The sequence below is a fragment of the Catellatospora sp. NPDC049111 genome (assembly GCF_040648615.1).
GTDB classification, from domain to species: domain Bacteria; phylum Actinomycetota; class Actinomycetes; order Mycobacteriales; family Micromonosporaceae; genus Catellatospora; species Catellatospora aurea.
In genome coordinates, this window is the sequence record NZ_JBEZEB010000001.1 from 326,843 (window position 1) to 350,781 (window position 23,939).

Annotated in this window: 16 protein-coding genes; 3 read left to right on the forward strand and 13 right to left on the reverse strand. The window is 72.3% G+C overall.

The window, feature by feature from the left end; genetic code table 11:
* Positions 1–38: 38 nt before the first annotated feature.
* Genes AB0B66_RS01495 through AB0B66_RS01510 form a run of 4 tightly spaced genes read right to left on the reverse strand, consistent with a single transcriptional unit; the run spans position 39 to position 6,090 of the window.
* A complete protein-coding gene (locus AB0B66_RS01495) occupies positions 39–3,665 on the reverse strand; it encodes a hypothetical protein (RefSeq protein WP_360521109.1) in 3,627 nt (1,208 codons plus the stop codon).
* A gap of 28 nt (positions 3,666–3,693) precedes the next feature.
* On the reverse strand, positions 3,694–5,277 hold the full coding sequence (locus AB0B66_RS01500; RefSeq protein ID WP_360521112.1) for a hypothetical protein: 1,584 nt from the start codon (positions 5,275–5,277) through the stop codon (positions 3,694–3,696).
* Positions 5,277–5,648 carry an SHOCT domain-containing protein gene (locus AB0B66_RS01505; RefSeq protein WP_360521115.1) on the reverse strand — a complete coding sequence of 124 codons (372 nt, stop codon included), beginning with the start codon at positions 5,646–5,648 and terminating at the stop codon, positions 5,277–5,279. The genes AB0B66_RS01500 and AB0B66_RS01505 overlap by 1 nt, the downstream gene beginning before the upstream one ends.
* A gap of 1 nt (position 5,649) precedes the next feature.
* Positions 5,650–6,090 (reverse strand): DUF6325 family protein, encoded by a 441-nt coding sequence (locus AB0B66_RS01510; RefSeq protein WP_360521117.1) that lies wholly within the window; start codon positions 6,088–6,090, stop codon positions 5,650–5,652.
* Between the two features lie 79 nt (positions 6,091–6,169).
* Here AB0B66_RS01510 and AB0B66_RS01515 point away from each other — a divergent pair, with 79 nt between their 5' ends.
* Positions 6,170–6,775, forward strand: a complete 606-nt coding sequence (locus AB0B66_RS01515; RefSeq protein WP_360521120.1) for a DUF308 domain-containing protein — start codon at positions 6,170–6,172, stop codon at positions 6,773–6,775.
* A gap of 167 nt (positions 6,776–6,942) precedes the next feature.
* Here AB0B66_RS01515 and AB0B66_RS01520 read toward each other — a convergent pair whose 3' ends face one another.
* The 4 genes from AB0B66_RS01520 to AB0B66_RS01535 form a co-directional block, all read right to left on the reverse strand.
* On the reverse strand, positions 6,943–7,758 hold the full coding sequence (locus AB0B66_RS01520) for a patatin-like phospholipase family protein (protein WP_360521123.1): 816 nt from the start codon (positions 7,756–7,758) through the stop codon (positions 6,943–6,945).
* A gap of 134 nt (positions 7,759–7,892) precedes the next feature.
* On the reverse strand, positions 7,893–10,487 hold the full coding sequence (locus AB0B66_RS01525) for a glycosyl hydrolase family 18 protein (protein ID WP_360521126.1): 2,595 nt from the start codon (positions 10,485–10,487) through the stop codon (positions 7,893–7,895).
* A 398-nt stretch (positions 10,488–10,885) separates the two neighbouring features.
* A complete protein-coding gene (locus AB0B66_RS01530) occupies positions 10,886–12,346 on the reverse strand; it encodes a HAMP domain-containing sensor histidine kinase (RefSeq protein WP_360521128.1) in 1,461 nt (486 codons plus the stop codon).
* 8 nt (positions 12,347–12,354) lie between these two features.
* The gene (locus AB0B66_RS01535; protein WP_360521131.1) at positions 12,355–13,068 is read right to left on the reverse strand and encodes a response regulator transcription factor; all 714 of its coding nucleotides are present in this window, start codon (positions 13,066–13,068) and stop codon (positions 12,355–12,357) included.
* A 322-nt stretch (positions 13,069–13,390) separates the two neighbouring features.
* Here AB0B66_RS01535 and AB0B66_RS01540 point away from each other — a divergent pair, with 322 nt between their 5' ends.
* Complete coding sequence (locus AB0B66_RS01540; RefSeq protein WP_360521134.1) at positions 13,391–16,600, forward strand: efflux RND transporter permease subunit; 3,210 nt, start codon at positions 13,391–13,393, stop codon at positions 16,598–16,600.
* A gap of 742 nt (positions 16,601–17,342) precedes the next feature.
* On the opposite strand, the gene AB0B66_RS01545 is transcribed toward AB0B66_RS01540, so the two are convergent.
* From AB0B66_RS01545 to AB0B66_RS01565, 5 genes are all read right to left on the reverse strand, one after another.
* Positions 17,343–18,893 (reverse strand): trypsin-like peptidase domain-containing protein, encoded by a 1,551-nt coding sequence (locus tag AB0B66_RS01545; RefSeq protein ID WP_360521137.1) that lies wholly within the window; start codon positions 18,891–18,893, stop codon positions 17,343–17,345.
* A gap of 107 nt (positions 18,894–19,000) precedes the next feature.
* Positions 19,001–20,545: a HAMP domain-containing sensor histidine kinase gene (locus AB0B66_RS01550; RefSeq protein ID WP_360521741.1), complete on the reverse strand. Its 1,545-nt coding sequence runs from the start codon at positions 20,543–20,545 to the stop codon at positions 19,001–19,003.
* A gap of 56 nt (positions 20,546–20,601) precedes the next feature.
* Positions 20,602–21,297, reverse strand: coding sequence for a response regulator transcription factor (locus AB0B66_RS01555; protein WP_360521140.1), 696 nt, complete (start codon positions 21,295–21,297; stop codon positions 20,602–20,604).
* 103 nt (positions 21,298–21,400) lie between these two features.
* A complete protein-coding gene (locus AB0B66_RS01560) occupies positions 21,401–22,216 on the reverse strand; it encodes a lysophospholipid acyltransferase family protein (RefSeq protein ID WP_360521143.1) in 816 nt (271 codons plus the stop codon).
* A 35-nt stretch (positions 22,217–22,251) separates the two neighbouring features.
* Positions 22,252–22,995 (reverse strand): GNAT family N-acyltransferase, encoded by a 744-nt coding sequence (locus AB0B66_RS01565; protein ID WP_360521146.1) that lies wholly within the window; start codon positions 22,993–22,995, stop codon positions 22,252–22,254.
* 79 nt (positions 22,996–23,074) lie between these two features.
* Between AB0B66_RS01565 and AB0B66_RS01570 the strand changes: the two genes are divergently transcribed.
* Positions 23,075–23,752 carry a hypothetical protein gene (locus AB0B66_RS01570; RefSeq protein ID WP_360521149.1) on the forward strand — a complete coding sequence of 226 codons (678 nt, stop codon included), beginning with the start codon at positions 23,075–23,077 and terminating at the stop codon, positions 23,750–23,752.
* The last annotated feature ends 187 nt before the right edge of the window (positions 23,753–23,939 follow it).

Consider the following 23,939-nt stretch of genomic DNA (forward strand, 5'->3'; position numbering starts at 1 on the left):
CCCCATTCTTGCGGGCAGAGTGCCTCAGCGGGAGGTGGTTACCGCATCCGGCCGATGGCGCCCCGCAACCTGGCCACGTCCCGGCGGCTGCGCTCGTAGGTGATGGCCAGCGCCAGCAGCACCGCCCCGCCGACCGCGATCGGCACCCACGTCGGCAGCAGCCGCGACACCAGCAGCAGTTCGTGCAGCGCCAGCACCAGCAGCGTGCCGCCGCCCAGCAGCACAGGGGCCTGCAGGCGGCGCACCGAGCCGAAGACCGTGATCGCGAGCGCGCCGAGCCCGAGCAGCAGCCGCCGCAGCGGTGTGCCCGACTCCTCGGTCAGCGCCCCGGCCAGGCTGGGCAGCAGTGCCGCGGCCAGCGCCGGACCGGCGAACAGCCAGCTGGACAGGTCCGGCCGGGCCCGCGCCGCGTACCAGCCGACGGCGAGCGCGAGCAGCGCCACCGGCAGGGTGTACGCCTCCAGCAGCCCCACACCCTGCGCGGCGAGGATCACGCACCAGGCGACGCCCTCCGCCACGGCGGCCGCGGCGGCACGCGGCACCCGCTGCCCCCGCGGCGCGGCCAACACGGTCAGTCCGACCGCGACCCCCCACACCGCCAGCACCAGAGCGATCGACCGGGCGTATCCGTGGCACAGTGTCAGCGCCACGAGCGCCGCCGAGTGAGCCGCCGCCTCCGCCGCGGCCCGCTGCTCCCGGGCGAACGGCGCGTACGCCAGACCCAGGATGATCGCCGCGACGCCGAGCACCAGGTAGGCGACGAACTCGAAGCTCAGCTCGGCCGCCTCGCCGATGGCGATCGCCAGCAGCACCTTCGCCGCGGCCCCGGTCAGCCAGCCCGCGGTGCGCACCGGCCGGGTCCGTCCGCCCACCGCGATGACGGCCAGCACCACGGTCACCAGGGCGAGCGCGGCGACCGTCGACCACTTCTCGGCCAGCGAGCCTGCCAGACCGGCCCCGGTCAGCAGCAGCCCGAACAGCCCGCCCGCCAGCGTCAGCGCGCCGTACGCCCGCAGCCCGGCCAGCACCAGCAGCGCCGCGCCGAGCACCAGCTGCACGGCGCTGATCGCCGGCCAGGGCACCTGCGCGGCGGCCAGTGCCGCGAGCCCGGCGACCCCGGCGACGACGCCGCCGGCCGCCGCCATCAGGCGCGTCCCGCCCCGGCGGAACCACAGCGCGACGGCAGGCGCGAGCAGCAGCAGCGCGACCGCGTACGACCAGGGGAGCCGGTCGCTCGGGTAGGCGGTCAGGCCCGTGCCGACCGGGTCGCCCGCCCAGATCCGGAACAGCCAGCTCCACGGCGCAATGAAGATCAGGTAGAGCGCCTCGGCGCACATCAGCAGCGTGAGCGCCAGCACGACCTGCGCGGGCAGCTCCGCCCGCGCCCAGCGGGACTGCACCGCGACCAGCGCGAGGGCCAACGTGCACAGCGCGGCGTAGACCGCCGCGGAGTCGCTCGCGGGCTGGCCGCCCGGCAGCGCCCACAAGGCCCCCGCCAGACCCCCGACCACGGCGTAGTCCCGCAACCGGGCGGGCGACAGGTACACCCACAGCGGCGACAGCAGGGCGGCGGCCAGCAGCGCGCGGCGCGACCACGGATCGTCCACCCCGGCCGCGGCCACCATGCTGTGCGTCATCGGCGGCAGCAGCGCCAGCGCCACCGCGCCGCTCACCCCACCCAGCACGCGTACGCCGTGCAGTGCGCTCGCGGTGCTCACCGTGCCAGTCCCGGCCACGCTCCTCGTACCGCTCTCGGGCACCAGGGCGCTGCGCCAGCCGACCGCCGCCGCGGCCAGCCCCAGCACCACCACGCCGCCCAGCGCCCACGCCGACAGCACCCGGCTGCCCGCGCCGACGAGCATGGCGTGTCCGGCGAGCAGCCCGGCCACCACGCCCCAGAGCACGACGTGGCGGCGCAGCAGCAGGGCGAGGGCCAGGGCCACGGCGACCGCGACCAGGTCGCAGGCGAGGGCCGACCACGGCGTCAGCGCCGGGTGCCCCGGCACCGTCAGCGGGAGCAGCAGCACCGCCCCTGCGGCGACCCAGGCCCGCACCGGCTCCGGCACGGGCGGCCCGGTCAGCAGCCAGGCCGCGGCGGCCACCAGGGCCAGGCTCACCGGCAACTGCCAGCCGTACGAGCCGTCGAACGGCGCGGGATCGGCGGCCCACCACGGCGTCGCGTCCAGCACGGACTGCCAGCCCTCGCCCAGCGCCCAGCCGATGGCGCACAGCGCGGGCACGCTCAGCGCGAGCGCCGCGCCGCCGATCATCCCGGCGCGGACCGCGGGCCACCGGGTCGACAGCACGCCGCCGAGCACCGTCACCAGCACCGCCACCAGCGCGGCCGCGCCCGCCATCACCAGCAGCCAGTAGTGCTGCCACTGCACCAGCGCCGGCCGCACCAGCGCCGCGGCGAGCGCCGCCGTGACCACCGCACCGGCCGCGGGCAGGGCGCACGCCGCGGCGCTGCCGGCGCCTGCCAGCCCGAGCCCCGCCGCCAGCACCCCGGCTGCCGCGAGCAGCACCAGCGAACCGGTGACCGCGGTGTCCGGATCGGCCCCCAGCAGCCATGCGATCAGCGACAGCAGGCCGCCGATCCCGAGCATCGCCAGGTACGCCAGCAGCGCCAGCACCCGCAGCCCGGTCCGGCCCGGCAGCTCCACCGCCACCCGCGCCGAAGCCGCGACCGGCGGCACGGCCGGACCGGCCGCGGGAAGGTCCTGCCCGGACTGCCTGGGCACGGACGCCGGCGCCGACGGCTCGTCCGGGGCGGCCTCCGGCGCACGGGCGGCGGGCCGCAGCGCCCCGTAGAGCAGGAGGTCGCCGAGCGCGACCGCGGTGAACACCGCCGACCAGCCGGCCACGTCGGCCGAGGACTCCAGGAAGAACAGCGGGAGCGCGGGCTGCGCCGCCAGCAGCGCGCCGAACCGGGTCGCGCTCGTCCCGACGACCCGGGCGTAACCGTAGCCGAGCAGGGCGGTGAAGGTGGCCACCGCTCCGGCGTAGAAGCCGCGGTCCCAGTGGTCGGCGACACCGCCGAGGTTGACGTACCAGATGGCGTAGCCGTCGAGCACCACCAGCAGCAGCCCCAGCGCGGCGAACGTCTCCGCGGTCGCGGTCAGCGCACGGCGGCGCACCAGCGGCGGCACGGCCAGCACGCCGACGGTGAGCACGCCGAGGATGAGCGCCCGGCCGACCACGTCGAACGTCGCCCAGGCCACGGCGGTGAACACGATCGCGGCGATGCCGAGCAGCAGCCCGCCCAGGATGAACAGCAGGTTCTGCACGGTGCGCGGCGAGGACTCCGGCCCGCGGCCCGGCACGGCGGCGGCGACCGGCGGGACGGTCCCCGGCGGAGTGCTGGCGGTGGTGGGCGGCAGCGTGAGCAGGGTGGGCTGGTGCACCGACTGCTCCCGGGCCACCGCGACCCGGACCTTCGTGGCGTACGCCTCACGGTCGCGGCGCAGTTGCGAGAGTCGGCCCGACAGTGACTCGTACGCGCTGCGAGCCTGCTCCACCTGCGGCGCGAGCACGGCGATCTGCGCGTCGTAGGCCAGCACCGCCGCGGCGTCCGGGTCCGGCGCGCGGCCGCAACCCGGGCAGGGCCCGTCCAGCGTGGCAGCGGCTCTGCAGCGAGGGCAGGGGTACGACGCGTGCTCGGTCATGCCGGTCAGCATGCCGTAGTCGCGCCAATCAGGGATCGACCGCTCGGTCGGTGGGGTCTGTCGGTGACCTGTCCGAAGCCGACGGCGGACCGGCCGGGCCGGCTCCGCGCTGCTTGTCGGGCTCTTCCGGCGCGGAGTCCGGTTCATCGCCCTCGGCTTTGGCGGCCTGCTCGGTGGGCAGCGGCTCCGACAGCTCCCACGGGGTCGACTCGTCCGCGAGATCCCGCTCGGCGGCCTCGGCGACGGTCGCGGGTTCGGCGGCGGTCTCAGGTTCGGCGGCGGCGAGGTCGGTGCCGACCGGTGGGCCCGCGGGCAGCGGCTCCAGGACCGTGGCCGGCATGCGGCGGCCCATGGTCAGCACCAGCGTGACCAGACCGGCGAGGACGAACGCCCACACCGCCGTCGCGATCGACGGCCGGGCGAGCAGCCACCACCCGGCCAGCACGCCGAGCACGATCGCGAACCAGCGGAAGTGACGGCGTACGAACGCGCCGGTCCGCACCGCCCACGGCTCCCGCGCCAGTGGCCGCACAGCCCGGTCGACGACGGCGTTCACGCCCCGGCGCAGCAGCACCGCGGGCCGTGACGGGCCCGCCAGCAGCGCCCACAGCACCCCGAGCAGCGCCGCCACCAGCACCGTGACCAGGGCGGTGAGCAGGAACCGGAGCACCGTGTCGTACACGTCCAGCGTCACCGTGCGGTCCAGGCCGCGCTCGGTCGCCCGCTGTGCCACCTTGTCGCGCGCCATCTGGTTGGCGATCAAGCCCACGACCAGCATCAGCGCGCTGAGCGTCAGACCGAGGATCAGCCCGCGCCGCCGGTTCGGGGCGGCCCACACGGCGAGGCCGAGCAGCACCAGCGCCAGCGGCGGCAGCCAGTTCGCGCTGACGTCGAGCAGGCGCACGTAGCGCTGGATCTCGGGCAGCTGATCCACCTGCGCGACCGTGTACGGGATGGACATGTCGGGGATGCGGGCCGCGAGGCCGAAGCCGCGGGCCACCAGCTCCTGCCGGGCGGCGGCCAGCACCGGCCCCAGGTCCACCACCACGTCGGTGCCGGAGCTGTGCAGCATCGGCGTGCCCCGGCCGGTGAGCAGGCCCTCGAGGTTCTGGTGGGCGATGCGGTTGACCTGGTTCCACACCACGGGGAAGCGGGGTGAGGTGACCAGCTCGCCGACCACCTTGTGGATCTGGCCCTGCAGCCAGTTGGTGACCGCGGGCAGCACCAGCTGGATGACCGCCTCCACGCGCGGCAGGTCGACCGCGGCGGCCAGGTCACTGGCGAGTTTCTCCAGCGGCAGCCGCGCCATGATCTCGTCGGTGACCCGGTCGGTGACCGCCGCCTGCACCTGCGGGTCGGTGGCCAGCGGCGCGACGGTCTCCACATACCGGTCGGTGTCGAGCAGCTCGGCTCGGGCGAAGCGGGCCGTCACCGAGGCCAGCACCAGCACCGCCGACAGCAGCGCCAGCACGAACGCCCCGGCCCAGCGCAGCGTGCGCGCGGTGCCGCCGGGCCGCCGGGCCACGGGCGCGGCGGGTTCGGGTGCCTCGTGGACGGCACCGGCGAGCCGCCGCTCCCACGCGGACGGCGCCGGGTCCTCGGGCTCCGTCATCAGGTGCCCAGCAGCTTCGCCTTGGCGGCGGTGAACTCCGCGTCGGTCAGCACGCCCGCAGCCCTGAGGTCCGCAAGCTGCCTGAGCTGCGACATGAGGTCCACGCCAGGCGCTTGTCCGAGAGGCTGTGCCTGCGGCTCGCCCCGCTCTGCTTGCCGTTCGGCCTGAACCTGATCGTCAAGCTGCAGCTGCTGGTCGTGCACAGCCTGCTGAGCGGCCCGGACCTCGGCGGCTTCCGCCTGCCTGCGCTCGGACCAGCGGTGCACCGCGCCCGCCGTGGCGGTCGCCGTGCCCGCCACGACGGCGGTGCGCGCCACCGAGCCGAGCAGGCCCGGACCGCGCCGGGTCCCCACGGGACGTCGGAGCAGCATGTCAGCCTCCCACCGGTGCCGGGTGCACCACCGCTTCGACCGCGTCGGCCACCGGGGCGGGGATGCGTTCGGCGAGCACGATCTCGCCGCCGGCCTCCGCGACCACGGCGCGTACGCCGGCCAGCCACCGGTGCTCGAAGAGCAGGACCAGCGCCTGCGCGCCGGGCGTGATCGCCTCGGCCAGGTCCTGCACGTCCCGCTCCGAGATGAGCCCGTCGACCGCCTGGATCGCGGGGTCGATCGCCTCGAAGTCCTCGTCACCCTGGTAATCCCGCAGCTCGTGCGAGGTGACCGCACCGTCGGCGGCCCGGTCGACGACCACCATGTCGATGATGCGGACGATCTCCTGGTCTACCAGGCGATGCAGCTCGGGCGCGATGCGGCGCCCGGGGATGCGGCCGGCGAACTCGACGACCACGAACTCGAGCGGACCCCTCTTCATCACTGCCCCCTTCATCTCAGACTGAGGCTACTCATCCGAAAAGGGAGAAATCACGGATATTGCGAGTTATCTTCGCACCATGATTGATCCGTACGGAGATGCCGAACTAGAGGCCAGCGCCCTGCGTTCGTTCAAACGCATGTCGATCATCGGCGGCCTGATCTCCATCGCCGCGGGTCTGGCGCTCACCTTCTGGCCCGAGAAGACGATCGTGCTGATCGCGGCGCTGATCGGCGTCTGGCTCGTCGTCGTCGGGATCTTCCGGATCGCCGAGGGCCTGACCGCCAAGGGAGTCAGCGGCGGCCACCGCGCCCTGATCGCCGTGATGGGCGTGCTCTACATCGTCGTCGGCATCATCTGCCTGCGGCACCTCGCCGACTCGATCAAGGTGCTCGCCGTGGTGCTGGGCCTGGTCTGGATCGTCGGCGGCGTGGCCGAGGTGGTCACCGGCTTCGCCCGCACCCACGGCACCTGGCCGAAGATCGGCACCGTGCTGATGGGACTGCTCAGCATCGCCGCCGGCCTGATCCTGTTCTTCTGGCCCGGCATCACGCTCACCGTGCTGGTCTGGATCACCGGCTTCTGGCTCATCGCCCTCGGCATCATCCAGCTGATCCTCGGCTTCACCTCCGGCCGCGCCGCCAAACGCGCCGCCCGCTCCAACTCCGTCCCCGGCGTCGCCTGACCCCACCCGACCCCACCCCGCGTCGCGGGGGCGCGCCGCGGCGCGGCACCGCTCAAGATCGCTCGACTTGCCAGGCACTTGGGCGAATGCGCGTTCAAGATACGCACGATGCCCGGCAAGTCGGATGATCTCGCGCCGCGCCCACGCCGGGCCGCGCGGGCGGCGGGTCAGTGGCCGACGGCGGTGAGGTAGTCGCGGGAGGCGGCGTAGGCGGCGCTGACACGGCGGCCCACGGCGGCGGCGTCGCGGTACGCCCAGGGGCTCTCGTCGGCGCCGGCCCCACCCGGGAGGACGTGTACCCGTACGCCCTCGGGAACCGCGGCCAGCTCGCGCGTGAAGCGGACCCGGCGGGCGATCTCCATGGCGACGTTGGTCGCCTCCCACGGCCGCTGCGGCGGCTGCAACGGCCGCTCCAGCCGTCCGACCTGGAGCATGAACACCTCGTCCGCGCCCAGCTCCACGGCGTGGTTGATCGGGTACGCCACCAGGTTGCCGTCGAGGTAGTGCTCGCCGCCGATCTCCACCGGGGGCAGCACCCCGGGCAGGGCGGCCGCGGCCAGCACCGCGTCCACGACCCGGCCGGTGCTGAACCAGTGCGCCTCGGCGCGCTCCACGTTCGCCGCGCACAGGTGCAGCGGCACGCGCATGTCCTCGAAGGTGACCCCGGCCCGCATCGAGCGCTCCAGCACCCGCTGCAGCGGGGCGGGCGAGTGCAGGTGCGCCCGGGTGGCCAGGCGGCGCAGCTGGCGCGGCACCGAGTCGCCGTACACCTCGCTGATCTCGGGGGTGGCCCACAGCCGGACCAGCTTGTCGGTGACCTCGGGTTCGGGGTCCGCGGCGACCAGCGCGGCGTTGATCGCGCCGATGGACAGGCCCACCACCAGGTCGGGGCGGATGCCGGCGCGGAACAGCGCGCGCAGCATGCCGACCTCGACGGCGCCCAGCACGCCACCGCCGCCGAGCACGAACGCGGTAGTCCCCACGCCGCCATCATGCCCGATGCCGGCCCCGTCCGAGCTGTCAGACCTGCTCAGACGGTGACCGGCAGCACATTTTCACGGGATGAGGGCCGGCCCGGCGCGCCGGTTGGAAGGGGCGGCGCGCCGGGCCGGACCGGTTACAGGGCCAGCCAGAGCGCGCCGACGTTCGGCGGCTCCCAGCCGGTGATGGAGGTGTGCGCCTGGCGGCACTGGTACGACCGGCCGCCGTAGGTGACCCGCGCGCCGACCGCGTACGCGGTGTTCGGCGCCCACGCCGGGTAGGCCCCGGGCGAGGTGGACGGGCTGGCGCTCGGCGAAGCGCTGGGCGACACGCTCGGCGAGGCCGACGGGCTGGTCGACGGCGACGCGCTGGGCGAGGCCGACGGCGAGGCGCTGCCGCCCGTGCACGGGCCGAGGTCGACCCAGACCGACGCGACGCCGGGGGTCTCGCCCTGCGTCCACCACTGGGCACGGTAGGCGCGGCCGTTGTACGACACCCGGTTGCCGCCGGTGTAGATCTGCGTCGGGCTCCACACCGGGTCGGTGCAGGTGCCGGGCGGGGTGCTCGGCGACGCGGACGCGCTCGGCTGAACCGAGCCCGAGGGCGACACCGTCGGGGCGACACCGCCCCGGCTGCGGTTGACCGCCAGGTTGTAGGTCTGCCCGCCGAAGGTGAGCGTGTAGTTCGAGGGCGAGGCGATCGGCAGCACGTAGTTGAGCGTCAGCTCGATCGACGCGCCCGGGGCCACCGTCTGCCAGCTCGGCAGGGTCAGCTTCACGTGGTGGAAGTCGCCCTTGAGGCCGCCGACGTTGTTGCCGGTGTGGCCCGGGGTGACCGCCATCGTCCAGCCGGACTGCTGGCTCATGTTGCCCGGGGCGGAGGTGCCGTAGTCGAAGTCGAGCACCGCCCCGCCGGGGATGGTGGTGGTCGTGTTGTTGACCAGCTTCAGCTTCGGGTTGATCGGGTAGTTCGAGTCGCCCAGGGCGAACCCGCCGAGCTGCACGTCCACGTTGATGGTCTGGGCGGGCAGCGCCGTGTTCGACCGGCTCGCGCCGTATGCCGAGGCGGTGGCGAACTTCGCGGCGATGGTGTTGGTGAGCGTGTTGCCCATCCGGTACTCACCGGCCGCCGAGTCGTACGCGTAGTCGCCGGCCAGCTCCCAGATCATGATGCCGCCGATGCCCTTGTTCACCACGTAGTCGGCCTTCGCCCCGATGGACTGCTCGTCCTCGGTGGACAGGAAGACCTTCTTCTGCGCGTTCCACAGCCACGGCGCGACCAGCGTCGAGGAGTAGTTGCGCACGTAGGTGCCGGTCAGGGTGTCGGCCGGGTCGGTCGCGGGGGTGAGGCCGTACGCCGCCCGGTAGGAGCCCGCGATCCCGTTCTCCAGGTTCTTGGCGTGCCACATCGGGTTGGAGCCGGCCGGCTCCTCGTTGCCCGCGGTGTCCAGGTCGTGCCACAGGTTGTCGATGCCGATCGCGCCGTTGCCGCACGGGCTCTGCGTGCCGATCGGGCAGTTCGCGGTCTTGGCCGCGGTGCCCCACAGGCCGTTGGTGCCGCCGGTGACGTTCTGGTGGCCACGGGTGTAGTACGGCACCCCGATGTTGATGCGCCCGCTCTGCACCGCACCGCGGTAGTAGTGGTAGGCCCAGTCGGTGTTCAGCGAGCCGATGCCGGCGTAGGCGTTGTACACGCCGCCCGCGGTCAGCTCGTTGTCCTGGCCGTCGTCGTACAGGGCGGCGTTCGGGCCGACGTACTGGTTCCACGCGCCGTGCAGGTCGTACGACATGATGTTGATGTAGTCGAGGTACTGCGTGGCCTGGTAGGACTCCATGCCGCGCAGCAGCCAGCCGGAGGCCGGGGCGGCGACGGTGACCATGTAGTACTTGCCGTCGGACGCGGCGGCCGTGTCGAGCTTCTCCCGCAGCGCCTTCATCAGGATCTGGTACGACGCGTTCAGGCCGGCCCGGCGCGCGTTCGACTGGCCGAAGTCCAGCGGGTGACCGGCATCCTTGTTGGACGTCGGGTACTCGTAGTCGATGTCCACGCCGTCGAAGCCGTACGTGCGCAGGAACGTCACCACGGAATCGGCGAAGGTGTTGATGCCGACCGTGTTGATCGAACCGTCGGCGTTGGTGGTCATCCGGTAGAAGCCGCCGGAGTCGATCCGCGCGCCGCTGCCGTCGAAGTACGCGCCGGTCTCGGCCCAGCCGCCGACGCTGACCAGCGTCTTGACGTCCGGGTACTGCTTCTTGAACTTGTTGAGCAGGTTGAAGTGCCCGGTGTACGGCAACGCCGGGTCCATCTCCGCGCCGGCCACGCCGGGCCAGGTCATGTTGGTGGAGGCGTTGTTGGCCTCGGCCGGGTTCCCGATCGAGATCTTGTTGGTGCCGTCCACGTGCGCGAACGCGTAGTTGATGTGCGTGATCTTCGTCCACGGGATCTGGTTGGCCAGGTACGCCGGGGCGCCGTTCTTGCCGGTGCGCCAGTTGGTGAAGTAGCCGATGATGCGGCGCGGGTGGCCCGCCCCCATCGACTCGCGGCCGTTGGTGTCGTAGACGTCGCAGTAGGGCACGGTCACGCCGGGCGTCTGATACAGACCATCCGGCCGGCAGGCGGTGTGGTCGACGGCCGCGCCACCGGCGGTGCCCGACACCGCGATGGCGACAGCGGTCCCGACCAGCGCCGTCGCCGTGGCGACGAAGATGTTGAGGAGCGGTTTGCGTTGCACGATCACCCTCCTGGGGCGAGGCAGCTATGAGGAAACCGTTAGTTAAGTTTGCTAAAAGTTAATCCGGTGACCTCGGCCACACAAGAGGTGACTGCCGATCTTTAACCCGCGCTTAAGGTTCCCCACCCACCCGAGTTGATCATAAACCTATGACACGGCTCGGCGGCGTGTCGCGGCCCCAACTTCATGATCATCTTGTGTTGCGTGAAGAACGCCTGGCGATGATCGCTGTTTGTGGCCAGAAAGTGGGCTCGGACCGCACTTTCTGGCCACAAACCGCGATCATCGCCGCAGGCCCCCGCCACTCGCCGTTAAGAAGGGCACCTTCCTCTACGCAGAGCGATAAGAAGGTGCCCTTCCTTCGCACCGAGGCGGAGGCGGAGGCGGAGGCGGAGGGGTCAGGACGCCCAGAGGGGGAGGGTGATGCGGAAGGTGGCGCCGCCGCCGGGGGTCGGGCGGTGGCAGACCTCGCCGCCGTGGGCGGCGATCAGGGCGGCCACGATGGACAGGCCAAGGCCGGAACCGGCCGCGGGCGAGCGCTCGTGGTCGCGGGCGCGGGCCGGGTCGGCGCGGTAGAAGCGTTCGAAGACCCGTTCGGCGTGGGCCGGGGACAGGCCGGGACCACGGTCGATGACCTGGAGCACGGCCCGGTCGTCCTCGACGCCGACCCGCACCGTCACCGGCGTGCCCGCCGGGGTGTGGGTGAGGGCGTTGCCGAGCAGGTTGGTGACGACCTGGCGGAGCCGGTCCTCGTCGCCGAGGACGACGGGCGGCTCGCCGTCGAGCAGTTCCAGCCGCAGCGGCCGGTCCAGCTCGCGAAGCTGCGCGGACTCGATGGCGTCGGCGGCGATGGGCACCAGGTCGACGGGTTCGCTGCGCAGCGGTCGCTGCTCGTCGAGCCGGGCGAGCATGAGCAGATCCTCGACGAGCAGGCCCATCCGGGTCGCCTCGGTCTCGATCCGGGCCAGCAGCGCCGAGACCTCGGCCGGGTCCGTGACCACGCCCTGGCGGTGCAGCTCGGCCAGGCCGCGGATGCCCGTGAGCGGGGTACGCAGCTCGTGCGAGGCGTCCGCGACGAAGCGGCGCAGCCGTGCCTCGGACTCGGTGCGTTCAGCGAACGAGCCCTCGATCTGGGCCAGCATCGTGTTGAGGGTGCGCGAGAGCCGTCCCATCTCGGTGCGCGGGGCAACCTGTTCGGGCACCCGGCGGGACAGGTCGCCGCCCGCGATGATCTCCTCTGCGGTCTGCTCGACCTCGGTCAGCGGCCGCAGACCCATCCGGATCACCCATACGCCGAGCGCGGTGGCCAGGCCGAGCACCGCGAGCGTCACCGCGATCTCGATCGCCCCGAGCCGGGCCATCGTCTTGGCCACCCCGGTGAGGTCGTAGGCGATGACGACGCTGCCCGTGCCGTCGAGCCGCTCCCCCACCAGCACCTGGTAGCCGGGGTGCCGGTGGTAGGAGACCTCGTTGGGCACGAAGAACGGCTTGCCGGCCAGCCGCCGCACCGACTCGATGTCCAGGCGCGGCAGGGCGGGCCCGCCGCGCTGGTCGCGGCCGTACTGCGCCTGGACGCCGCCGTCGTTGTCCCGCAGCTCCAGGACGTACGCGTCGAAGAAGGACCTGCCGTCGGCCTTGTCCTTGGTGAACTTGTCGACCTCGTCCTGCGTGAACTCGCTCCGGTCACGTGCGGTGAGGTCGTGCATCGCGAGGTCGAGCTGGTCGTCGATCTGCTGGATCATGTACATGCGCAGCAGCGACACGCTGGCCATGTCGGCGACGACGAAGCCGGCGCAGACCAGCGCGAGCACCCCGGCCAGCAACCGGGCTCGCAGTGACCAGCGCTTCGGCCCGCGCATCAGCCGCCTCACGATCTCGGCAGCCGCAGGGAGTAGCCGAACCCGCGCAGGGTGTGGATGAGCGGCGGGTCGACCGTGTCGACCTTGCGGCGCAGCAGGGAGATGTAGGACTCGACGATGCGGGCGTCGCCGCCGAAGTCGTACCGCCAGACGTGGTCGAGGATCTGCGCCTTGCTGACCACCCGGTCGGAGTTGACCAGCAGGTAGTGCAGCAGCTTGAACTCGGTCGGGCTGAGCCGCACGAGCTTGCCGGCCCGGCGCACGTCGTGGGTCTCCTCGTCGAGTTCGAGGTCGGCGAAACGCAGTGTGGTGTCGTCGGTGGGCGCGGCCGCGCCGGTGTAGGTGCGGCGCAGCACGGCGCGGATCCGGGCGACGACCTCCTCCAGGCTGAACGGCTTGGTGACGTAGTCGTCGCCGCCGACGGTCAACCCGGTGATCTTGTCTTGTACGCCGTCGCGGGCGGTCAGGAACAGCACGGGCACGTGCGCGCCGCCGGCCCGCAGCCGCCGGACCACCTCGAAGCCGTCGCAGTCGGGCAGCATCACGTCGAGCACCAGCAGTTCGGGCTTGAACTCGGCGGCCACCGCCAGCGCCTCCGCGCCGGTGGCGGCGGTGCGCACCTCGAAGCCGACGAACCGCAGGCTGGCCGACAGCAGCGACACGATGGTGGGCTCGTCGTCCACCACGAGCAGGCGGCGCTGCTCGCCCTTCTCGGGTTTCATCGACAGCTCCCAGGGGTGCGCGCTTCGTCGGGCGTGGCAAGTGTGCCCGGTCCGGCCCGCATGCCCCCTGCAGAGAACCCGAATAAATGCTGAAAGTCACCGAGCTCACGCCCGATATCGCCTGATTCGCCGGTCGGCGGCGCGTACCTTGGGGACTCGTTCCCCCTGTCCCCCGGGCAACTGGCGAGGACCGACTGTGACGAACTCGAAGCGGCTTTCGGCTGGCTTTCAGGTTCGGTTCACAGTTCCTGCGCGTTGGGCTGGTTGACTGCGGCGGTCGCATTCCCCCATACCGCTCGACCGTGTTGCACCTGGAGTCGTCATGTCCTTCCTGGCCAGGCTGAGCCTCGCCAACCGCGGGCTCGTCGCGCTGATCACCGTGGCGATCCTCGGCGCGGGCGCTTTCGTGCTGCCGCAACTGCGGCAGCAGATGTTCCCTGACCTGCAGTTCCCGATGGTCTCCGTGGTCGCCGCGTACCCCGGCGCCACGCCGGAGATCGTCGAGCAGCAGGTCGCCATCCCGATCGAGCAGGCGGTCGCGGGCGTCACCGGCGTCACCAACGTGACCTCGACGTCGCGCAACGGCTCCGCCACCATCGGCGTCAGCTTCGACTACGGCGCGGACGTCGAGCAGGTCGAGGGCGACATCCAGCAGGCACTGGCGCGCATCGACGCCCGCCTGCCGCAGAACGTGGACCCGGCGGTCTTCGCGGGCACCACTGACGACATCCCGGTCATCCAGCTGGCCGCCAGCGGCGCCGGCGGCGACGACCAGGAGCTGGCCCGCCGCGTGCGCGCCACCGTCCTGCCGGCCCTCAACAACATCGAGGGCGTACGCGAGGCGACCCTGTCCGGCGACCGCACCCCGCAGGTCACCGTCGACCTGGACCCGGCCAAGCTGGCCGCCAAGGGCCTGACCGCACAGGCGGTGACCGGCGCGCTGACCGCCAACGGCATCAGCATGCCCGGCGGCGTGATCACCGACGGCGGCCTGGTCTACTCCGTGGCGGTCGGCAGCCGCTTCAGCACCGTCGACGAGATCGGCAACCTGTACCTCGGCGCGGCCGGCGGCCAGCGGCCCGTGGCCGGCAAGCCCGCCGCCGCCCCGGTGCAGCTCAAGGACGTCGCCACGGTGACCTCCGCGCCCGCCGACGCGACCACGCTGACCCGTACCAACGGCAAACCGAGCCTGGGCGTCGGCGTCACCGCCCTGCCCGGCGCGAACGCCGTCGAGATCTCGCACCAGGTCAACGACAAGCTGCCCGAACTCGCCGCACAGCTCGGCGCGGGCGGCGCGCTGCAGGTCATCTTCGACCAGGCCCCCGAGGTGGAGCGTTCGGTCAGCAGCCTGACCACCGAGGGCGCGCTCGGCCTGGCCTTCGCCGTGCTGGTGATCCTGGTCTTCCTGCTGTCGGTCCGCTCGACCCTGGTCACCGCCGTGTCGATTCCGGTCAGCGTGGTCATCGCGCTGATCGCGCTGTGGGCCGGCGACTACTCGCTCAACCTGCTCACCCTGGGCGGCCTGACGATCGCGATCGGCCGGGTGGTCGACGACTCGATCGTGGTCCTCGAGAACATCAAACGCCACCTGGAGTACGGCGAACCCAAGAAGCAGGCCATCCTCACCGCGGTGAAGGAGGTCTCCGGCGCGGTGACCGCCTCGACGCTGACCACGGTCGCGGTGTTCCTGCCCGTCGCGCTCGTCGGCGGCATGGTCGGGCAGCTGTTCGGCCCGTTCGGCCTGACCGTGACCGCGGCGCTGCTGGCCTCCCTGCTGGTGTCGCTGACCATCGTGCCCGTCATGGCGTACTGGTTCCTCAAGTCGCCGCAGGGCACCGCCGAGGAGCTGGAGAAGGTCCGGGCCGAGGCCGAGGCCAAGGAACTGCGCAACCCGCTCCAGCGGGTGTACGTACCCGTGCTGCGCTGGTCGCTGGGCCACCGCTTCGTGACTCTGCTGCTGGCGTTCGGCGTGATCGCGGGCACCGGCTACCTCGCCACCAAGATCGAGACCAGCTTCATCGAGAGCTCCGGCAACTCCTTCTCGATCAGCCAGACGATGCCGATCGGCACCTCGCTGGCCAGCACCGACGAGGCCGCCAAGCGGGTCGAGAAGATCCTCGACGAGACCGACGGCGTGAAGTCGTACCAGGTCACCGTCGGTGGCGGCGGCGGCATCTTCGGCGGTGGCGGCGGCGCCAACACCACCCAGGCCCGCTTCCAGGTGACCTCGGAGACCGGCACCGACCAGGCGAAGCTCACCGAGACGCTGCGCGACAAGATCGACGCGTTGGACGACAGCGCCGTCGGCGAGGTCGTGGTCGGCGCGGTGCAGGGCGGCTTCGGCGGCAACGGCCTGGAGGTCGCGGTCGAGGCGGCCGATGACGCCACGCTGCGCGCCGCGGCCGAGCAGATCCGCGCAGCCGTGGCCGAGCTGCCCAACGTCACCGAGGTCGACAGCGACCTGGCCGCCAACACCCCGCAGGTGCAGGTCACCCTGGACCGAGCCGCCGCGGCTCGGGCCGGGCTGAGCGACGCCGCGCTGGGTCAGCTGGTCGGGCAGGCGTTCCGCGGCACCACGCTCACCCGCGTCGTGCTCAACGGCATCGAGCAGCCGGTCGTGCTGCGTACCGGTGCGGCCCCGGCCGACATCGCCGCGCTGCGCGCCCTGCCGATCGGCCCCGGCGTCACCCTGGACGCCGTCGCCGACGTCAACACGGTGGCCGGCCCGAGCCAGATCAACCGCGTGGACCAGGTCCGCACCGCCAAGGTGACGGGCACCCCGAGCCAGGAGGCCCTGGGCACGATCAACGCCGAGCTGGACAAGAAGCTGAAGAGCCTCGACCTGCCCGACGGCGCGTCGTACTCCATCGGCGGTGTCACCGAGGCTCAGCAGGACGCCTTCGGCGACCTGGGACTGGCCATGCTGGTCGCCATCGCCCTGGTGTTCATCATCATGATCGCCACGTTCCGCGGGCTGGTGCAGCCGCTGATCCTGCTGATCTCGGTGCCGTTCGCGGCGACCGGCGCGCTGGGGCTGCTGGCCGTCACCGGTCAGCCGCTCGGCCTGGCCGCCATGATCGGTCTGCTGATGCTGGTCGGCATCGTGGTCACCAACGCGATCGTGCTGCTCGACCTGATCAACCAGTACCGGGCCGACGGCTACACCACGCGGGACGCGATCATCGAGGGCGGTCGCCGCCGCCTGCGCCCGATCCTGATGACGGCCGTGGCGACCATCTTCGCACTGCTGCCGATGTCGCTAGGCCTTACCGAGTCCAGCGCGTTCATCTCGCAGCCGCTGGCCGTCGTGGTGATCGGCGGCCTGGTCAGCTCCACGCTGCTCACGCTGGTCCTGGTCCCGGTCCTCTACTCCCTGGTGGAGGGCTTCAAGGCCCGGGTCAAGCGCAAGCGCAACGGCGGCAAGCACTCCGCCCCGCGCGCCGAGCAGCACACCGAGGCGACCGCCGCGACCGTGGCCCATCAGCCGCGTACCGACCTCACCGACGAGGACCTGGCCGAAGCCCTCCGCTGACCCCGGTCCTCCCCCAACCCTGCCCGTCCCGGGGCCGCCTCCCCGGGACGGGCAGCAACCAAAGGAAGGGCACCTTCTTGTCGCTCCGCGATATAGAAGGTGCCCTTCTTAACGCGCTACAGCCGGTGAGCTGCTTACCGAGTCCGTCTCACCTGAGCACGCCCGCGATCGCCACGGGGCCGGTCAGCCAGAGCGTCAGCATTCGCACCGCAACCCAGGCACGCCGCCACGCCGCCACGCGAGCACGCGGCGAGGAGGCGAGACGGTGAGACATTCTCGCCTCGACGCCGGCACCCCCGCGCCTTCGCCCAGCGACAAGATCTGTTTTTGTGGACGCCAACTGCCCCCATAGGGGCGTCCATCGTCCACAAAAACAGATCTTGAACCAGCACTGAGCCGCCTCACCCGCCCTGAGGCAACCATTTCCCGGAAAGAAGGCACTACCGGCGCGCCCATCGCCACCCAACGCCCCGTCCGCACCGGCCGGCTGACCGGCCCGCTGGCCTGGCATGCTGCCGCCGCCCGGGGAGACCCAGAACGGAATGCTCCGACATGATCGCCCGACTTGCCTGGCAACCGGGCGAATGCCTGCTCAAGATACGCACAGGTGCCCGGCAAGTCGAGCGATCATGGCGCGCGACAGGCCGGGCACAAAGGTGGCGGCGGGCGGTGGTGACCAACCCCGATGGTCACCCCCGCCCGCCGCCGGGTGGGGAGGAGGCACAGATCCTGTGCGCTGCTATTAGGACGCTTCGCCGAGCGTGACAGTTGCCGTCTTGGCCTCGCCGTTTCGGCTGAACTCGACGGTCACCTGCTGCCCGACGGTGCCCGATTGGACGGCAGACACCAGGTCATCGCTGTCGTTGATGATTTTCCCGTTGAACTTGCTGATGATGTCGCCCTTCTGCAGCCCCGCCTTGTTGGCCGGGCTGTTCTCGGTCACCGCGCTGATGGCGGCGCCGCCGGTGTCCGAGGCGGTCACCGAGACGCCCAGGTACGGGTGGCTGACCGGCTTACCGTTCATGATCTGCTCGGCGATGCCCTTGGCCTTGTTGCTCGGGATGGCGAAGCCGACGCCGATGTTGCCGTCGCTGCTGCCGTTCGTGGCGATGGCGGTGTTGACGCCGATCACCTCGCCCTTGGTGTTGACCAGCGCGCCGCCGGAGTTGCCCGGGTTGATCGGGGCGTCGGTCTGCAGCAGGCCGGACAGCGAGGTGGAGCGGCCCTCGCCGACCGAGATGGTGCGGTCGCGGGCGCTGATGATGCCGGCCGTCACCGAGCCGCGCAGGCCCAGGGGGCTGCCGATGGCCAGCGCCGTGTCGCCGACGGCGACCTGGTCGCTGTTGCCGAACGGGGCGGGCGTGAGGCCGGTCGCCTCGGCCTTGACCACGCCGAGGTCGGTCCGCGGGTCGGTGCCCACGATCTTGGCGGGCACCTTCTTGCCGCTGGACAGGGTGACCGTGACGTCACGCCCCTCGGCACCGGCGACAACATGGTTGTTGGTGAGGATGTAGCCGTTCTCGGTCAGGATGATGCCCGAGCCCTCGCCGGTTCCGGTACTGATGTTCACCACGCTGGGCTGGATCGCCTTGGCCACGCCGGACAGCGAGGAGCGGTCCACCACGGGTGCGGCGGCCGTGCTGCCGGACGACACCGTGATCTTGCCGTCCTGGGCGTAGTTGGTCGCGATCACCGCGCCGGCCACGCCGGAGCCCAGCGCGAGCAGCACCGCGGCCACCGAGCCGAGGGCCACCTTGGCGATGGTGCCGCCGACGCTCTTGCCGGGCGTGCCGGGCGGAGTCCACGCGGGCTGGCCGGCGGTCGGGTACGAACCTGTCGGGTAGCCCGCGGCGGGGTATCCCGAGCCGGGGTAACCGGACGTCGGGGCGCCGGGGTAACCGGACGTCGGGTAGGTCGCCGGAGTGCCCGGGTAGGCGGAGCCGGGCTGTGCCGAGGCCGGGGCGGCCTGCGGGTACCCCTGCTGCTGGTAACCGGTCTGCGCGGCACCCGGGTAGGCGGCCGCGGGCGGTTGCGGTCCGGCTGCGGGCTGCGGCGGAGCCGCCGCGGCGGGCTGCGGCCACGTCGCCGGGGCCGTCGCCGGCGCGGGCTCGACCGGCAGGCCGGGCGTCTGAGCAGCCGTCTGGGGCGGGTTGACGACGGTGTCATCGGGTGCCGCGTGAGCAGGAGTGGCCGGCACGGAACCGGCCGTCGCCTCCGGACGCGGGGGTACGGCGGCAGGCTCGACCGGTCCGGCCGGCTCCGCTGCGGTCTGGGGCTTGTCGTACTCGCTCATGTCCTCAGTCTTCCGTGCGACGCTGCGTCTGTTCTGGGTTGGATCTGGAAAATGTCTGTGAGTCGGGCCCGGTCATGGGTCGAACACGGGGTCGAAGGCGCGTTTCATCAGGCATCCACCTGCTCCGACGGGCTGTCGAACTGATCATCTGCATCGTCGGTGATCTCAACGAGCGGCACCCGCACCCGGAACACGGCACCCTTGCCGGGCTCGCTGTCGACCTCGATCGTGCCGTGGTGCGCCTCCACCAGCGCGGCCACGATGGCCAGGCCCAGTCCGGTGCTGACGTGGCCGTTGGCCCGGCGGGTCCGCGCGGCGTCCGCACGGAAGAACCGCTCGAACACCCGGTCCCGCTGGGCCGGGTCGAGGCCGGGGCCTTCGTCGGCCACCTCCAGCACAGCCTGCTCCGACTCGGAGCGCAGCCGCAACTCGACGCGGGTGCCCGGGGGCGTGTGTGCCAGGGCGTTGCTCATGAGGTTGCCGATGACCTGGCGCAGCGCGGCGTCGTCCCCGGCGACCACCAGGTGGCCCGCGTCAGGAGCGACGACCAGCTCGACCTGTCGCGTCGGATCCATCACCCGCGCCGCCTGCACCGCGTCCACCGCCAGCACGCGCAGTTCGACCGGGCCGGGCTGCAACCGGCGCTCCTGGTCCATCCGGGCCAGCAGCAGCAGGTCGTCGACGAGCAGCCCCATCCGGCGGGACTCGTCCTCGATCCGCTTCACGAGCGCGGCGGTCTCCGCCGGCTCGCGGGCCGCGCCCTGCCGGTACAACTCGGCGAAGCCGCGGATGGTGGTCAGCGGCGTACGCAGCTCGTGCGAGGCGTCGGCGACGAACCGCCGCATCTTCTCCTCCGAGCGGCGCGCCCGCCCCTCCGAAACCTGTGCCGCCTCGGCGGCGTCGCGGGCGGCGGACTCGGCCGCGCGGGCCGACGTCTCGGAGGCGGCGCGGGCCGTGAACGCGGTCTCGATCTGCGCCAGCATCGCGTTGAGCGCGCGGGCCAGCGAGCCGACCTCGGTACGGGGCGTCCCGCAGCCCTCCTCCGGGTCGGGCACGCGCTGGGTCAGGTCGCCGCCGGCGATCGCCCGTGCCGTCTTCTCGATCGCGGCGAGCGGCCGCAGGCTGCGCCGGACCAGCTCGGTGCCGATCATCGCGGCCAGGATGAGCACGGCCGCGCCACCGTAGATGTTGATCCACAGCAGGCGGTTCACCGCGTCGTCGATGGTGGTGGTCCGCTCCGCGACCAGGAACACGTCGGTGCGGTCACTCAGCTTCAGCTCGCCCACGAGGACCCGCCAGTTCGGTGCGCCGTCGCGTGCGTGGACCGTGAGGTACTGGCCGGCCCGGCCGCGCAGCTCGCTGGGCGGCGGCAACCGGGGCAGGTCCTGCTCGGTCACGTTGGGTGGTCCGTGCAGCCACCAGGGTTCCTCGCCCGGCGCGAGCTCGCCGCCCTTCTCGCCGCCGATGATGAAGTCGCTGGGCAGCAGGACGGTGGTGTTGGTGCCGGGCTGGAAGGAAACCTTGGCCACCTGTGCTTTCAGCGCTCTCATGGCGCCGTCGAGGTCGCCGTCGAGGCGGTCGGTGAGGTAGCGGCGCATCGCCATGTGGCTGGCCACGCCGATCAGCACGATCGCCAGGACCAGCAGCAGCATCGTGTACGCCACGAGCTTGACGCGCAGCGGCTGGTCGCGGGTCGGCCGGGCCAGCTTCACGACGTCGGCTTGCGCAGCACGTAACCGACGCCGCGCAGGGTCTGGATGAGGCGGGGTGAGACGTTGTCGACCTTGCGGCGCAGGTACGAGATGTAGGACTCGACGATGTTGTCGTCGCCCCGGAAGTCGTAGTTCCACACGTGGTCGAGGATCTGCGCCTTGGACAGCACCCGGTTGGGGTTGAGCATCAGGTAGCGCAGCAGCTTGAACTCGGTCGGCGAGAGCTGCACCAGGTTGCCGGCCCGGCGCACCTCGTGCGTCTCCTCGTCCAGCTCCAGGTCGGCGAAGGTCAGCCGGGGCGTGCCGGTCTCGCCGTTGGTGCGCCGCAGCACCGCGCGGATGCGGGCGGTCAGCTCCTCCAGGCTGAACGGCTTGGTGACGTAATCGTCGCCGCCCAGGGTCAGCCCGCGGATCTTGTCGTCGGTGGCGTCGCGCGCGGTCAGGAACACCACCGGCACGCGGCCGCGGTCCTGGCGCAGCTGCTTGATCACCTCGAAGCCGTCCAGGTCCGGCAGCATCACGTCGAGCACGACGAGGTCGGGCCGCACCTTGGCGGCGGCGTCGAGCGCGGTCGCGCCGTCGCCCACCGCCTTGACCTCGAAGCCCGCGAAACGCAGGCTGGCCGACAGCAGCTCCAGGATGTTCGGGTCATCCTCCACCACGAGCAGATTCGCCTCAGGCATGTCCTCCATCCTGCTCCGGGTCACTCGCCCGGCGCTGTGGATACCCTGAACGCTTCCTGTGAGTTCGACGACAGAATCCGGCGAATAGCCTGAATTCGGGCCACGCCCGCGTTCAGGCCCCGGGCAGGTCGGCGTGCGAGAGGCGGGCGGCCAGCTCGCGCCGGGGCGCGTCGGCCGGGCGGGGCGCGTTCAGCAGCACGGCCGCAGACATGCCCCGCGCGGCGAGCACCCGGCGCAGCGATACCACCAGGGTGTCGTCGCCGACGAAACCCGCCGCCGGGTGGGCGTAGCGCAGCGTGAACGTCTGCACCGGCGCGCCCGCGTCGATGGCGGCCTGCAGGAACGCCGCCCGCCACGGCACCGGGTGCGGCCCGCAGGTGGTCGTGCCCTCGGGGAACACCTGCACCGCCTGTCCCGACCGCAACGCGGCGGTGACCCGCGCCACGGTGCCCGGCAGCGCGCTTGGCCGGGCCCGGTCCACGAAGATCGTCCGCTGCCGCCGGGCGATCCGCCCGATCACCGGCCACGCGCCGACCTCGGTCTTGGCCACCATGCGCAGCTGGCCCACCCGGCGGCTCAGCGCGGTCATCACCACGATGTCCAGCCACGACACGTGGTTGCCGACCAGCAACGCGCCGGGCACCACCGCCGGTCCGGTGACCCGCAGCCGGATGCCCATGGCCCGCAGCAGCGCGCGGGCCAGCAGATCGGGCCGCCACGGCAGCAGCACCCCGAGCAGCAGCACCAGCCCGCCCGCCACGGCCCGCAACACCCGCAACGCCCGGCCGACCTGCGGTCCGCCATCACATCCGCACTGCCGACCGCAGTCGGCGGACGGCCGCCACAGCTGGTCGAACGGTATGCGCGGCCACGCGTTCGGCCGGACCTGAACGGGCGGCAGGGCCGCCGCCCGGGGCGCGGTTCTCATCGCTCGCACGGTGTCCACCCCTTGTCGCGAGCCGCTCACGCGGCCAGGAAGTGCTTGAGGTAGCGCGGGTCGATCCGGTCCACGCCGAGCAGCACATAGAAATCGGCCACGCCGAAGGACGCGTCGTACGCGGGCGCGCCGGCGACCCAGGCGCCCAACCGCAGGTAGCCGCGCAGCAGCGGGGGCGCGGCGGCGATGGTGGCGGGCCGCTCGACCGGCTGCGCCTGCCACGGGTTGCGCGGGAGCACGCGCAGCTGTGGCGGGGACAGGTGCTTGCGGGACACCAGGTCCCACACCTGCGACGCCTGCGCGCCCCCGTCGGCCAGCGGCACCGAGGCGCAGCCGCTGAGCCAGCGGTGCCCCATCCGGTCGAGGTACTTGGCGATGCCCGCCCACATCAGGTTGATCACGGCGCCGGTGCGGTGGTCGGGGTGCACGCAGCTGCGTCCCGCCTCGACCAGCTGGTCGCGCAGCACGGTGAGCGCGGTCAGGTCGAACTCGCTGTCGCCGTAGCGGCGGCCCAGCCAGATGGCCCGCTGCGGGGGCAGCAGCCGGTACGTGCCGACGATCTCCCCGGTGCGGTCCTCCCGCACCACCAGGTGATCGCAGTACGCGTCGTACTCGTCGACGTCCAGGCCCCCGGTGTCGGGAAGCTGGGCGCCCATCTCCTCGGCGAAAACGCGGTAGCGCAGCCGCTGGGCCGCCTCGACCGTGGCCGCGTCCCCGGCGATCAGCGCGGAGTAGCCGGTGGGGGCGGCGGTGAGCAACATCGTTGTCATGTGCCCTGTGTAGAAGCCCTGCTTGACACCTGGGCCCGTGCTGGATGACCGGCACATGAAGAGTGAGAGGCTTGGAGGCATGACCTCCCTGGTGATCGACGCCCGGCACAACGGCCCGCCCGGCTCCGGCAACGGCGGTTGGACGAGTGGCCTGGTCGCGGGGGCTGTCGGCACGGTCGACGGGTTGATCGAGATCACCTTGCGCAAGCCGCCCCCGCTGGACACCGGGCTGGAGGTCACCACGACGGCCGACGGCTGGGCGTTGGCCGACCCGGACGGCGCGCTGATCGCCTCGGCGGTCCGCCGCGCCGACGACATCCCGGCCGTGCCGCCGGTGAGCCGGACCGAGGCGCTGGCCGCGTCGGGCCGTTACGCGGGGCACACCGACCACCCGTTCCCGACCTGTTTCGTGTGCGGGCCGCAGCGCCCCGACGGGCTGCGCATCTTCCCGGGGCGGCTGCCCGACGGGCGCACGGCGGCCACTTTCGTCGTGCCGCCCGACGTCTCGCCGACGGTCGTATGGGCGGCGCTGGACTGTCCCGGCGGCTGGGCTGTCATCGACCGCGACCAGGCGTTCGTGCTGGGCCGGTACACCGTGGCCGTGGACGGGCTGCCCGAGTCCGACGACGAGTGCGTGGTCGTCGGACAGCCGGTGCACCGCGAGGGCCGCAAGGCGCTGGTCCGCTCGTCGCTCTACGCCCCCGACGGGGCCCTGCTGGCACGCGCCGAGGCGACCTGGATCGCGGTGGCCGCCTGAGGCGGTCCCGTCACCGCGGGTGAGGCCGGCGGACGGCTCGGCAGTGCCATGGGTCACCCTCGGAGCTGCGGTTTCGCCCCGGGCGTACTGTCGCGGACACGACGGCGTGTGTCATGCGACACGGAGCCGTGCCGCGAGTGCCGCTCCAGAGTGCACCGCGTAGCCTGGGAGCCGGTTTTCTGAGTAC